Source organism: Candidatus Kryptoniota bacterium, from assembly GCA_036567965.1.
Taxonomy (GTDB): Bacteria; Bacteroidota; Ignavibacteria; order Kryptoniales; family JAKASW01; genus JAKASW01.
In genome coordinates this window covers 36,033-50,535 of the sequence record DATCTN010000021.1, presented here as the reverse complement: position 1 = coordinate 50,535, position 14,503 = coordinate 36,033, and the positions used below count along the sequence as shown (strand labels likewise).

The window sequence follows — 14,503 nt, the reverse complement described above, 5'->3', positions numbered from 1 at the left end:
GCTCCAGGTGAACAGCCTTGAACGATACCTCGGGATGTTAAAGGGCGAACGAGTCGACCATGTACCACGCATCCCGATAGTGATGCAGTATGCCGCCGAGCGTATCGGATCCAATTACGGAGAGTTCGCCTCTGATTTCCAAGTACTTGTTGAGGCGAACCGCAGGTGTGCGCGTGAATTCGGTTTCGACCAGCTCAGCGCGATATCGGATCCATACCGGGAGACGGAGGGATTTGGCGGGAAGATAACTTATGTTCGCGATGGTGTACCGCGCTGCACTCACCCACTTGAAAATTCCAAAGACCTGTCATTCCTTTTAAAGCCCGACAGCAAAACATCGACGAGGATGGCGGACCGGATTCGGGCCATTGAGGATTACAGACGACTGGATTCCAAAGATTTCTCGATTATGGGCTGGGTCGAGGGACCTGCAGCCGAAGCAGCCGACCTGCGCGACGTGGCGAATTTCATGATGGACACGATAGAAGACAGCGGCTTCGTCGCAGACCTGATGGACATTTGCACGCAAGCCGGAATAAGTTTTGCGAAAGCACAGGTAGCTGCAGGCGCCGACACAATAGGGATCGGAGACGCCGTAGCGAGCCAGCTTCCGCCCGAGACTTACGAAACTCTGATACAACAGAGAGAGAAGTTGCTTGTCGATGCGATACACTCGTCCGGAGCATTAGTCAGACTTCACATCTGCGGGAATATCACCCACCTTCTACCGGGCATCGCCGGACTCGACGTCGACATTCTTGATGTGGACCATATGGTGGATCTCGCGGCGGTTCGTGAGGCCGTGGGCCCGCGAGTTGCGATCAGCGGGAACATCGACCCCGTCTCAGGTGTCTTGAGAGGGACACCGGCATCGATCCGGTCACACGTCGTGAACTCGTACAGGATCGTGGGGAACCCGTTCATGGTCAATGCCGGATGCGAGATTCCCGCGGGCACGCCGAGTAAGAACCTTCTTGCGCTTTGCGAACCTTTAGATTACATGGAGACAACTCGTTGAACCCTAAGAATAAAATAAAGGCAAGAATCCTGGCCGGAGAAATCCTCATTTCGGACGGCGCATGGGGTACCGAGCTCCACAAGAAGGGTCTCAAGTTGAACGAGTGCCCCGAACTGTGGAACCTTGAACACAGATCTGAAGTCCTGGACATAGCGCGAAGCTATGTGAGTGCCGGTGCCGACATGATCGAGACCAACAGCTTCGGCGGAAGCCGAGTAAAGCTCCACTCTTACGGGCTGGCAGACAAGACTGTCTTGATAAACAAGACCGCGGCAGAAATTTCGCGCGAAGCGGCCGGCGACCATGTGTATGTCCTCGGTTCAGTCGGACCCACAGGAAAAATTCTAATGATGGAAGACATAACAACCGAAGAATTGTACAAATGTTTTGCTGAGCAGGCAGAGGCGCTTGCATCCGGAGGCGCCGACGCTATCGTGGTGGAGACCATGTTTGATATCGAAGAGGCGCGCTGCGCGATACAAGCAGCGCGTGACAGTACTACATGCGAAGTGATCTGTACAATGACGTTTGACGGGAATAAAGAAGCAGGATTCCACACGATGATGGGCACAACACCGGAAGCTGCAGCAGATGCGCTCATCGCCTCAGGTGCAGACATCATCGGAGCTAATTGCGGAAACGGAATCGAGGCAATGGTCGACATAACGAAGGAACTGCGGCGCGTCGACGGCACCATACCGGTACTCATCCAGGCGAACGCCGGTTTGCCACTAACGATGAACGGGAAGACGGTCTATCCTCAATCACCGGAGGACATTGTGTTGTGGATAAATCCGCTCATTGAAGCAGGCGCAAACATAATCGGCGGATGCTGCGGTACAACGCCTGAGCATATCAGGAAGATCGCGGAAGTCGTCCGATCGAGAAAGTGAAGATCGTTCCACGTCGAATCGAGGGGGAAATCGAATCTGCCGATTGATGATATTGATATCCCAGTCGGGAAAAGAAAGAACCGGGCATGACGATGAATGACTCTCAGGAAAATCAGAAAGACTCTTACTCCCTACTAATTACGTTGGTCGCGACACTCGGAGGATTGTTGTTCGGATATGACACGGCGGTCATATCGGGAACGGTGAGCGCACTCAACTATTATTTCGTACTCCCGAGAGGGCTGGCGGAAACGTCGGCAAATTCTCTCCTCGGATTCGCGGTCTCAAGTGCGCTGATAGGATGCATTATCGGCGGCGCGATAGCGGGATTCATGAGCAACAAATTCGGACGGAGAACATCGCTCCTTATCTCCGCGATACTTTTCATGATAACATCGGTAGGTTCCGCACTTCCGGAATTGGGTTACAAGGCAATCGGAACCGGCGGTTATTCATTTCTGACGCAATTCACCATTTACAGGATCATCGGCGGGATAGGAGTGGGGATGGCATCGCTTCTCTCCCCAATGTACATCGCAGAAATCGCGCCGGCGCGGAAAAGGGGCAAGCTTGTCTCATATAACCAGCTCGCAATAATTATCGGGATGATCCTTGTGTACTTCGTGAATTATTTTGTCTCATTCCAGGGAAACGAGGTGTGGTTGAACGAATCAGGCTGGAGATGGATGTTCGGTTCGGAAATAATCCCGGCCTGTCTTTTCTTCATTCTTCTGTTCTTCATCCCTGAATCGCCGAGATGGCTTATCATGAACGATCAAAACGAGAAAGCTCTGCGGATACTCATCAGGGTTAACGGAGAGGAGGACGCGCGTCGCATTATAGATGAGATCAAGAACTCCTTCGCGTTCAAGCAAGGAAGACTCTTGTCATTCGGGCTGAAGTTGGTGATGATCGGAATTCTTCTGGCTTTCTTCCAACAATTTGTGGGAATCAATGTCGTGCTCTACTACGGCCCGGAGATTTTCAAGAACCTTGGCAGCGGGACGAGCGCCGCGCTCCTGCAAACACTAATCGTGGGATCCGTGAATTTTCTTTTCACTATCGTCGCCATTACCACAGTCGACCGGTTCGGACGCAAGCCTCTTCAGTTGGCCGGGGCGGGAGTAATGGCGATATCAATGATCGGCCTCGGTTTTGTATTTCAAACTTCCAGCCTCGGCATCGGCGCGCTCGTGTGCATGCTCATTTTCATGGCCGGCTTTTCTTTTTCGTGGGGACCGATCGTATGGGTATTGCTGTCCGAGATTTTCCCGAATGAGATCAGGGGAAAAGCGATGTCAATTTCAGTGGCGGTGATGTGGATTTCAAACTATCTCGTGTCGTGGACATTCCCCATGCTCGACAAGAGCACATTATTGACACAGATGTTCCACCACGGGTTTGCGTACTGGGTATATGGTCTGATGGCGATTCTCGCCGGACTGTTCATGTGGAGAATGGTTCCGGAGACGAAGGGCGTATCCCTCGAACAAATGAACGCCCTCTGGAAAAAAAGCGGAACGAACTGATTTACCCGGCAGGATGCGCGCCCGGGACGAAATGTACAGAGCTTATCGGCCGGAGGAACTGTCCGGTTCATTGCCTTTCGACTTGTAGTAATCCGGATAGAGTTTCGCGGCACAATCGGGGCAAATGCCATGTGAGAACTGCGCTTCTGAGTGACTCTGTATATATCCTTCGAGCTGTTCCCAATAGCCTTTATCGTCGCGGATTTTCTTGCAGTTAGAACAAATTGGAATCAGGCCGCCGAGCGTCTTGATGTTTGCCAGTGCTTCCTGGATACGAACGTTCAGTTCCTTCTCCTTTGCGAGGAGCTGCCAAACACGCAATCGATAGATTCCGAACGCCACTCCGCAAAACAATAATATCATCAGGATGTAGAACCAGTAGGTTTCGTAAAAATGCGGCTTCAGGTTAAAACTGAATTCAGCTCCCGAGTAATTCCAAATTCCGTCGTTGTTGCACGCGATCACACGGAACTTGTATTCTCCGGGAGGAAGGTTAGTATAGTAGGCCACGCGTCGCGTTCCCGGATCAACCCAGGTGTTGTCATATCCCACCAGTTCATATTTGAACATCACCCGATCTGGAGCGGCAAGACTTAACGCCGTGTAGTGAAACTCAAGCTTGTCTGTCCCGGGCGGTAACACAACAGATCCGTGGTGAGGTACGGCCATATTGTCGGCAACGACCTGCTCAACAAGAACCGAAGGTGCAATTTGATTTAATTTGAACTTTCGCGGATTAAAAGTCACCGCGCCCTCGCGAGTCGCGAACCAGATATTTCCGTGCAAGTCTTTCCAGCCGGCAGGCTGCCAGAACCCGAAGCACTCTTCCCGCTTCATTCCGTCTTCGACGCCAAACACCTTCGTCTGGATACTATCGACGCGGCGTGCGGCGAAATCATTCAACTCCGTTAGCGAGACCAGTCCTACCCCCCTCGGGCTGCTGAGCCAGAGGCCGCCGTCATTGTCGCCGACAACACAGAATATAGAGTTAGTGAATAGTCCGACGCTTGTGTTGTACGCTGTGAATTTGCCGTCATGATAACGCGTTAAACCTCCCTGGGGAGAGCTGATCCACAAATTCCCCTGGTGATCGTCATAAAAAGAACTGTTCCAGTTTCCCGCGAGTCCGTCGGCGGTCGTGTAACCGGTGATCTTCCCTCCTTCAATTTTTACGAGCGAGTCTGCCGCTCCCACCCACAATATGTCGCCGCTCCTTTGCCAGTAGAAACACATGACAGCCTCTGCAGCGGGATACTCCGCACCGCTTGAAATCTTATACGGTGAGATCATCCCGTTCTTAAACCTGAAAAGGCCTGTGTGGTCGACATATATAATGAGGCTTCTACTATCTTCAGTTATGGCGGAGATCCACTTGACCGGGATTCCAGCTTCCGATTTATAGGAGGTCAGGATGCCGTCTTTGATGCGGTTGAGCACGCCGGTCTGGCCGATCCAAAGACTGCCGTCACGCGATACGTATGCGGGACCAACCGAAATGTTGTAAACCCTCGTCTCACCATTCTTCATGGCTGTGACACTCGCCCCCTGATCGCTCAGGAAATAGAGCGTACCATCTTGCGTCTCCAGAACACTGGATAGGTAATTGCTGGCGAGTCCTTCGCTCGTCGTGTAGGTGGTCATGTTTACGTCTTCGAACTGATTCAATCCGTTCGACGTACCCACCCACAGACTTCCTTCATTGTCTTCTTCGAATGAAGTTACATTGTTGTCGGTCAACCCGTCGTTCTGATTATAAGTCGTCCACTTTCCGCCATTAAACCTGCTGAGGCCGTTTCTTGTGCCGACCCAGATATTTCCATCCCGGTCCTCAAATATGGAATTGACATGGTAGTCTGGTAGCCCGTTGTTCATACCGAAAGTAGAGATCTTTCCATTTATCCAATAAGCGAGCCCGCTGTAAGACCCGATCCAGACACCTCCCCGCTCATCGGCAAGAAGGCATGTTGTTACGTCGTTGGGCAGGCCGTCTTTAGACGAAATATTTTGCATCCTGATAGATCCGGACTTATCCGTCAGCAAAGATTCCGGGAAAACAAATACGCCATCATGCGTTCCAACCCAAATCCTTTCGAGAGAGTCTTCACAAACAGCTGCAACGTAGTTCGGGCTTTCAAGGATCGGTTTGAAACCTCCTGCCGTAAATGTAAATAGCCCGATTGAAGTGCCAATGAGGAGATGTCCCGACTTATCTTCCATTAACGACCATACTTGAGTGTCGTAGAATCCCTGTTTCAATCCGTAGACAGACATGCTGTCACCACTCAGTCTGCGGAGTCCGCTGAATATGGTTCCGATCCAGAGACTTCCGTCGCTCGTCTGGCACAGCGCTGTCACTGTTTCCCTGTCACGCGGATTTAGTGGATTGGTCGGGACATTTGTGAAATTCACTCCGTCAAATCTAAACAACCCGGCCGAAGTGCCTAGCCATAAATATCCGTCGCTAGTGTGGAATGCAACGTTCACCAGATTTGCCGGAAGACCGTTCTGTCGCAGCCAGACATTGTGACCATACTGCGAAATTGTCTTTTGGGGATCTAAGGCATAAACTGCGTCCGTCATCATCGAAAGCATCGATGCAATCAAGAGGACGGTCAGGATAAGGCGCCTGATCAAGTCAGACATTCTCAATTGAGTGTGACCTTTCAGAAATTGCTGTCGTTCGGATTGAGACTTCACCCACGACGAACTTTGTTCTGGAAGCGGTTCCAAAAATATATGCACAAAAAAAGCCTTGTTGTCTTCTAAAAAGGTTGCCCGCATCGTTTACTAGCATCATCGGCATTCCCTTCTCAAACTTTAACACATGATTAATGATTCGGTGAATGTCACGTCTCGATTCATCACAGCTATGTCAGAAGCCTGCAATAGTGTTCACGACTACACCGGAATAACATGGGCAGAGGCCGATTTCGTGGCCGTCCGGTAGTCCAAGACTCGCGTCCATTTACTTAGACTTCTTCCAAATCAAACGCCCACCTGCCGCACCGAAGCACACAACAACACATCTTAGAGATTGATTCTGAAATATTCAATCTCTCCTCAAAATAAAAAGTGATATCCACTTTCGGGGAGGAGAGTTGAGGATCTTTCAAGCAATGGTCCATCTGGAGGCCGTTCAATCCTCTGATGCGATTGTTTCTTTCGCGATCCAGAATAATATTGATCCATAAACAGCATTCTCAATTTCGTCAGGACAAAGGATTGAAAGACCAGCTGCCTGAAAAAGACTACTCGAATCTCGAGCTGGATTACAGCAGCGTGCATCCTTTAAGAAATCTCCTTCACATATACAGGGGTCAATACCTGAAGATCGTCCTGTCGATCATCCTATTTGCCATAAAACACTCCCCCGTCTGGATCCTGCCGATCATTATCGCACGAATGATAAACATAATCAGCGACACGGCCAGATATACAATCCACGACCTATGGGTTGTCGGAATGATTTTCTTCGCGATAATATTACAGAATATACCGACGCACACGCTTTACGTGAGGGTCTTCAGTACCGCATTGAATACTATGCAATTGAATTTAAGATCCTCGATAGTGAGACGACTCCAGGAGCTCTCAATATCATTTCACGACAGTTTTCAATCCGGACGTCTGCAGACAAAAGTCTTGAGAGACGTCGAGACTCTCGAGATACTTTCGCGCAATCTGATGAATTCTGTTTTCCCGGCAATCCTGACGATCATCGTGGCATTCTCGGTAACCGTCTTCAGTCAGCCGTTAGTCGCGGTCTTTTATATAGTTTCCGTACCCGTTTCTTCCAGCCTTGTTTTTATTTTTTCAAAAAAGATGACTTCAAGGAACAGAGAATACAGGACAGAGATCGAGTCGCTCTCAGCGAATGTCGTTGAGATGATTCAGATGATCCCTGTTACCAGGGCTCACGCTGTTGAGGACGTTGAAGTGCGCAAGATGAATTCAAGGCTCGAGAATGTAAAACGCAAAGGAATAAAGCTCGAAGTGATCGGGGCTCTCTTCGGCGCGAGCTCGTGGACCTCTTTCCAGATTGTAATGCTCGTCTGCCTGATGTTCACCTCCGTGCTGGCTTACCGGAAAGTGATAACGGTCGGTGACGTGGTCCTGTTCCAAAGTTACTTCGCGATGATAGTGGGAGCGGTCAACCTGATACTTAATTCTTATCCCGATCTTGCGCGCGGATTCGAATCGATACGTTCGATCGGAGAAATCCTGGAGTCTCCCGACATCGAACAAAACGAAGGGAAGAAAGCCGTCACGTCCGTAACCGGGAGCTTCACATTTGAAAACGTTATTTACAGGTACCCGGGCGCCGAGCAGCCGGCGCTTAAAGGGATTTCGATCCAGATACCATCGGGCGAATCGGTTGCATTTGTCGGAGAGTCGGGGTCCGGGAAGTCAACACTCATGAACCTTGTCATCGGATTCCGGCGGCCCACGTCAGGCAGAATACTTCTTGACGGAAAGGATATGCAGGAACTCGATCTCAGGCGATACAGGCGGTTTCTTGCGGTTGTTCCCCAGACAACTCTCTTATTCAGCGGATCGGTGCGCGAGAATATCCTTTACGGCCTTGACGGCTTAAAGGACGCCCGGCTCTGGGAAGTACTGGAATTCGCAAATGCCGCAGAATTCGTTTCAAGGCTTCCGCAGGGTCTTGATACTGCACTTGGCGAGCACGGCGCCCGATTGTCCGGCGGACAACGCCAGCGAATCTCGATTGCCCGTGCGCTCGTCCGTGATCCGAAAGTGATCGTTCTGGACGAGGCGACATCGTCGCTGGACGTCGTATCGGAATCGTTGATCCAGGAGGCAATCCGAAGGCTCGTGAATGGCCGTACCACATTCATCGTGGCACACCGGCTCTCGACGATAAGGAATGCCAGCAGGATAATGGTAATGAAGAACGGCACCATCGTCGAATCGGGAACGCATGATGATTTGATTAACGCGAAAGGCGAGTTTTACAAGTTCAAATTGCTGCAACAATAATATTTCTGCTGATCGCAGAATTCTCTAGGGCGATTCCAAAGCCTCAGATCTAGTCGATTCAAGGCATTCCAATCTTCTTGATGATCGCCCTGTTCTGCTTATTGCAGATATCTTTCCCTTCGGCTGAGAACAAAAAATCTATCCGGTCTTTGTAGAATTCAGTTATCTTTCCACGAACCATCTTCAACGTGCTGTTAAGAAATCTATTTTGTTCTGTGAAACCCTCACCCAGAACCGCGATCGCGGAGGGGAGCCATCGCTCCGGAAACTCGCCCGAAAACTTTCCGCCTTTCCTATACTCGCCGATCTCCGAATCCAGCAGTTTCAGCGCGGCGGCCGGCCCTTCGTCGGTATCTTGAGAGAGGTTTACGTTCTTGAGATACGAAACCATCGCATCTTTGTTCGGCACAAGAAGCGCGACGGTATACGGAGATTGATTATTGTAAAGAAGAATCTGATCTATGTAGCGGGAGTTATCGGTGATCGCCTCCTCGATCCCTTCCGGGCTGTACTTCTCGCCGTCGTGACTTATCAGCAGACTCTTCTCGCGGCCCAGGACGAACAGGAATCCATCTTCATCAAGATACCCGAGGTCGCCGGTGTGCAGCCAACCGTCGCAGATAGTCTCGCTTGTCGCTTTGTTGTTGCGCCAGTATCCAGCCATCACGTTCTCCCCCTTCACCACGATTTCGCCTTGCATCCCTGCGGGCAGATCTCTTCCCTCTTCGTCACAGATACGCAGAGCAAGATCGGAGACAACGGTCCCGGACGAGCCCAGTTTATGCCGTTGAGGGACGTTCGCGGAGATTACCGGCGAAGCTTCAGTTAGCCCGTATCCCTGGAACATGGGAATCCCAATCGCATAAAAGAAGCGCTGGAGTTCGATGTCAAGCAATGCACCTCCACCTATGAAGAATTCGAGCCGCCCGCCGAAGCTCTTCCTGATTTTCCTGAAAATCAGAAAGTCGTAAAGGTCGTATTCGAGCTTCGTCATGAGCGATGCGTTCTTACCTTTGTTCCACCCGTTTCCATTGTAGGCATATGCGACTTTGAGCGCGCGCTTGAAGAGCTTCTCTATCCGTTCTCCTTTCTCGTGAATTCCCTTCTCAATATTCTTCCTGAAATTCTTCGCAAGAGACGGGACGCTCAAGAGGAAATGAGGTCTTGTCTCCTTGATGTTCAGCGGGATATTCTTCAATGTCTCCATCGGTGATTTACCAACCTGGACCGATGCGAGGCTCGCACCGTTGTACATGAGAGCGTATATGTTCGCCGTGTGAGCGAAGCAGTGGTCCCACGGAAGAATAGTAAGCGAGCAAAAGGACTCGGGTACGTTGAGGAGTTTGGATGATTGTTCGGTGTTCGATGTATAATTCCGATGAGTCAGAATAATCCCTTTCGGATCGGCGGTAGTGCCCGAAGTGTAGCAAATATTAGCGGGATCGTTTTCCGCCACGGACTTCCATCTGGCCTCGAACTCGCCACCGTAAGCCCTCAGGTAGGATTCGCCCTTGAGAAGCAACTCAGAAAAAGACATTTCATCATTGGCGCCTGCAGCTTCACCATCGAGAACGATGACTTTCTCTATCTGGGGAAGGTCTTTTCTAACCTGTCGAATTTTCCCCAGCTGGGCACCGGACACGATTATCATCTTAGTGCCTGAATGTGCAAGCCGGAACTTCAGCTCGGAAAGTTCTTCGATCTTCACAGAGAGAGGGACGTTGATGGCTCCGGCAAAAAGGATCCCGAGTTCGGCGACGACCCAATCATTTCTCCCCTCGGAAATAAGTGCGATCCTATCTCCCTTCCGAATTCCGATACTCATTAAGCCGGCGCCACACTTATGGACAACTTCCCGGATGTCCTGGTAGGTTGTCCCGACATACTTATCGGTTTTCTTTTCCCACAGCATAATGTTCGAGGAAAACTTTGCTACACTCATTTCGAAGAGGTGTGGGATTGTCTTCGGCGTTGAGTTTGTCATGATTCCTCAACCTCGTTTAATAATAGAATTATGGGGATAAAATTGCGGTTCAGTTTAGCAGGCTTTATAAGTTGCAAGATTCACCGAGATTTATTCCTGGCATTTTACGGAAAAATACAAGACATCGAGTCTGGGAGAATGTGCGCACCTGAATCCGCACACATCAACATGCTTATGCCTGGGGGGAAATGGGTGACCGATCCGATTTGGGATTTCATCAACCCAGTGGCGCCTTTCCCACTTTCATGAGTGCACCATAAAGTTTAGTTGCAGCGTTCGGGCTTCTGTTGGAGAGGTACTCATATTCCTTGAGTGCCTCTTTAAAGCTAAGGACGCCAATGTAGCACAATCCGAGTCCGAGATGAACGGTTGGATTTCCCGGTTCGATCGCATCTGCCTGTCTGAATATTTTTATTGCGCGCTCGTATTGTTTGAACTTCAAGCTCTCGTTCGCGAGAACCAGGTACTCCATGATTCCTGCAGTTGCAATGTGCCGTCTCGTCCGATTGAAAAAATCATATTTGAGATGGAGCCGGCCTCTTTTTGTGAGAACTGAGTAACCGGAGAATATAGCCACTCCTCCGGCGACGCCGCCAGCAAACTCCATGCTATCCACGAAATCGGTCAAGAAGATGACCGGGAAAAAGAGATAAACGAGAAAGAAGATCACAATCCATATTACCGGCGGGACAAGGTTGACAAGGACGGCGCGGTACAGGAGTTTTTTTCTCGCCCACAGGACCAGCGCTTTAGGAAATTTGTAGAAGAGAGGTAAGACGACCTGCATATTTATGAACGCCCCCAGAGCGAAACCCGAAACGATCTCGACGAAATATAAGACAGCCTCCTGTTCCATCGCAGATTAAATTAACATCCGGGAAAACAAAATGCATAAAGTGCCGACTGGCCCAAGAGCGAATTTATTCGCCGGCAGTAAGAGACCTACGTTGGAAGCATGCGTGTGCAACGTGCCAACTGCAGCCGACCGGGGAAATTACTTTGCGTTGTAGGTCGCTTTGATATTCCCGTTTCTGTCCACCAGGAGGAGAGCCGCTCTTCCGGGGGAAATATTTATTCTCACATTTGCCCCGCTGAGGTTATCATGGAAGCTGACCATGCTGTCATTAGAGCTTTCAGAAGTCAGGACATAGAGCGTTGCATTCGGAAGCCGTGTAGGACAAATAAGTATTCCCGGATCGTCGCAAGTTGTTGTGTAAGGTGCTGTTATTCCGGCTTTGTCCATCGCATACTTGTATATTCTGCCCACCGCGTCGAGCTGAGTCGACAATTCCAGAGGTAACGCAAAATAGAACAAGTGGCCGCGTCCCACAGGAATGTCAAGAAATGTGTTGTCGCCCGGGAGAACGCCGCGCTGCAAATAAGTTGTTATGTCGTCCGGATAGCTGAGTCGCGCAGAGTCACCCGGCCACCTGAGTTCTGCCTCACGCGACGTCAAGTCTTCGTATGAGTAATGGACGTCCCACGACTTGGTGCGCGAGGGATCTGCCAGCCAATGTTCGTCAGCGTCCGCACGTCCCGAGAATAGGACTGTTGCCCCGCTTGACACCTTGTCCATGAGTACGTCCCAGGCCTTCGTCGTTAAGATCCACGGAGATGGAACGATGATCAGTTTCGCAGGGGGCATTTGAGAAAGTTGATACTCGCCGACGACGAATGCTGATCCGCGTGCGTGCTGATAAAGCGCTCGCACGGCGTTTCCCTGTGCGAGAATCGAGAACTTTCCAAACGGAGACAGTTGAAGCGACTGCGGAAAGACTATGGCAATTTCAGGTTGCTCCACTGAGGTCGCGTAGCTTTCCGCATCGTGGGCAAAAGTGCCCAACCCTTTCATTACTTCCATCCAATCTTTGTAGGAGCCGTCGCGTCTCAGAAGGCCGAAGTCATCGCTTCGCGACCAGTCCCACTGGATCGTTCCGGCGTTGCCGCCGGCGAATCCGAGGACCAGTTTCCTTTCGATGAGCCCAGTCCCGCCGGCGTCATCCCACCTCCACCTACCATCCATGTTCCATACAGGTTGAGGACCAGTCTCTTCAATCAGGTTCGGCTTGAATGTGGTCTTTGAAGCCATCGAGCTCCACAGAAGCGCATCATCGTGCCACCATGTGTGATTGACAGTAAAGTCAACATCTGAGTTGGCCCAGAACTGTGCCAGCACACGATCAACGACTCCACCCTCGTCCTGACCTACGGTCACCAGTTGTTTGGATCCGGTGGAACGGATTGCCTGTATGATCGTATCGGTCCATTTGATGAATGCGTCCTGCGCGAACAGGTTAAAGTCCAACGCCCGGATGGTCGTTGTGTTCCCGTACCTCGAAAGCTCCATGTCGGTTGCGGCCGGGACGGGAACATTCTCAAAATTCCCCAGCTCAGCTGGCGAGACATGCCATGCGCTCGCAAGCGTATCGATCGAGGCATACCGCTTTTGAAGCCATTCATGCCATCCTGCCAGTTCGTTAGGATCGCCGTTTGGTGAGTTGCCCTTCCAAATCATTTTCGGATTACTGAAACTCGGCTCATTGATCAGGTCAAAGCTAAGAAACGGAACTGAGGAAAATCTCGAGGCGATTGTCTTGACGTACTCGGTTTCCGCATCGACAGCAACGGGATCGAGGTATGGGTTTGACCCCGGTCCAAGCATGTCTCCTTCCTGCCCTTGTCCCTGCTGCAACTCAACCTGGGGATCAAACGCGAACAGAGTGAATATCACCTGCATGTGGTGACGTGCGGCCGCGTCGAGGTAAGCCTCGATTGCACGAAGCAAGCGTTCGTCCGCCGCACCAGTGACCTCGTCGAGATACCTTGCACGGTTGAGCCATGTTCCTGTCCTGACAACTGTGATTCCCTGCCGTTCCATTTCGGTAAAGTCCCGTTCCCAGACATAAGCATTCCCTCCGAGACTGCCGCCGACAAAAAAGTCTGATGTGTTAGGATCGGTTGAAAAATAATTCGTACCGGTCATCAAATAAGGCTTGCCATCGCGAAGAAAATAATCGCGTCCTGCAGAGAGTTTGTCACCCGATTGGAGAAGCTCTTCATCCCGGACTTCGACACCTGAGGTGTACCTATCAAACGCCGTGTCACCGTGCGACAGTGTTGCCCGCACCAGGTACAGGCCGGGTTTATTCAGCGGTGAATGAAGCCCGATCTCCTCGTGCAGTAAGTTTCCGCAGGAAGTCGTCCGAGACTCAATCACCTTCGAACCTGACATGATTTCAAGAGTGAGTTTCGCGGGTTCACCGTTTCGAAGGACATCCACTGCTCCGGAAACATGTCCGCCCTGATCCACTGTGAGCTGCTGGATATCGAGCCAGATCCGAACGCCGCCCTGAGAAGCGTAAGCAGCGGCTTCGCGCATTAACTCGATCCCATCCCCCGAGGCCCAGTAGGAAGACTCTGAATCGAAACTCAGAAACACGGCTCTGCGTGCAGGTTGAGCTCTGCCCACGGCGTCGTCGGCGACGATCGGAGCAGCGAGCCGGTCGCCCTGCGTGTCGACAAGAAATCCGACTCCCCTATATCTCCAGCCGAAACCCGCGTTAGCAAAGACTTGTCTGGGATTGAGGGAAGCTTCATGGAAGAACGGCGCATCTTCATCCCACTTCAATTTCCACGGACCGTGCTCGGTAACGGCATACGAATACATTATTCCAAGGTTGTGCGAGTAAGTGTTTTGCGCATTCTCCGTACGCCATCCACCGCTATCATGGTACACCGGGACATAAAGCGGTCTTCCTCCGAGTATCAGCAGGTTGCCGTGATTCAAATGATCACGGATCGCGTCCCACGCATCAGCGGGAAAAGCCGAACCAAACGGCAAAACCAAAAGGTCGCCGGTGTGCAGATTGCTTTTGAGCTCGTCGAGGTTGACGAACCTCGCATCGGCCTGTGCAAATGCTTTCTCGAGCGATTCACGTGAGATAACGCCATTATCGACCGATGGGAAGCCCTTTTCATAAAATACGACGATCTTCCCGGAAGCCTGGATCGAGGTGAAGATAAGGAGAAGAACAACGTATGCGGTAGAACGAAGTAAATTCTTTGTCATGGCAGAATT

General features: G+C 51.0%; 8 protein-coding genes. 4 read left to right on the top strand and 4 right to left on the bottom strand.

Annotated features, from left to right (window positions below; translation table 11 throughout):
• The first annotated feature begins 7 nt into the window (after positions 1–7).
• The 3 genes from VIS48_08500 (at position 8) to xylE (ending at position 3,440) form a co-directional block, all read left to right on the top strand.
• Positions 8–1,018 (top strand): uroporphyrinogen decarboxylase family protein, encoded by a 1,011-nt coding sequence (locus VIS48_08500; GenBank protein HEY9166184.1) that lies wholly within the window; start codon positions 8–10, stop codon positions 1,016–1,018.
• Positions 1,015–1,911 carry a homocysteine S-methyltransferase family protein gene (locus VIS48_08495; GenBank protein ID HEY9166183.1) on the top strand — a complete coding sequence of 299 codons (897 nt, stop codon included), beginning with the start codon at positions 1,015–1,017 and terminating at the stop codon, positions 1,909–1,911. The genes VIS48_08500 and VIS48_08495 overlap by 4 nt, the downstream gene beginning before the upstream one ends.
• Positions 1,912–2,003: 92 nt before the next feature.
• The gene (gene xylE / locus VIS48_08490; GenBank protein HEY9166182.1) at positions 2,004–3,440 is read left to right on the top strand and encodes a D-xylose transporter XylE; all 1,437 of its coding nucleotides are present in this window, start codon (positions 2,004–2,006) and stop codon (positions 3,438–3,440) included.
• A gap of 42 nt (positions 3,441–3,482) precedes the next feature.
• Here the strand turns inward: xylE and VIS48_08485 are convergent, their stop codons facing one another.
• On the bottom strand, positions 3,483–6,083 hold the full coding sequence (locus VIS48_08485; protein HEY9166181.1) for a two-component regulator propeller domain-containing protein: 2,601 nt from the start codon (positions 6,081–6,083) through the stop codon (positions 3,483–3,485).
• Between the two features lie 579 nt (positions 6,084–6,662).
• Here VIS48_08485 and VIS48_08480 point away from each other — a divergent pair.
• Positions 6,663–8,441: an ABC transporter ATP-binding protein gene (locus tag VIS48_08480; GenBank protein HEY9166180.1), complete on the top strand. Its 1,779-nt coding sequence runs from the start codon at positions 6,663–6,665 to the stop codon at positions 8,439–8,441.
• A 58-nt stretch (positions 8,442–8,499) separates the two neighbouring features.
• Here VIS48_08480 and VIS48_08475 read toward each other — a convergent pair whose 3' ends face one another.
• The 3 genes from VIS48_08475 to VIS48_08465 all read right to left on the bottom strand — a co-directional run bounded on the left by VIS48_08475 (position 8,500) and on the right by VIS48_08465 (position 14,494).
• Positions 8,500–10,425 carry an AMP-binding protein gene (locus VIS48_08475; GenBank protein HEY9166179.1) on the bottom strand — a complete coding sequence of 642 codons (1,926 nt, stop codon included), beginning with the start codon at positions 10,423–10,425 and terminating at the stop codon, positions 8,500–8,502.
• 217 nt (positions 10,426–10,642) lie between these two features.
• Positions 10,643–11,281, bottom strand: a complete 639-nt coding sequence (locus VIS48_08470; protein HEY9166178.1) for a tetratricopeptide repeat protein — start codon at positions 11,279–11,281, stop codon at positions 10,643–10,645.
• 138 nt (positions 11,282–11,419) lie between these two features.
• The gene (locus tag VIS48_08465; GenBank protein HEY9166177.1) at positions 11,420–14,494 is read right to left on the bottom strand and encodes a cellulase family glycosylhydrolase; all 3,075 of its coding nucleotides are present in this window, start codon (positions 14,492–14,494) and stop codon (positions 11,420–11,422) included.
• Positions 14,495–14,503 lie beyond the last annotated feature (9 nt).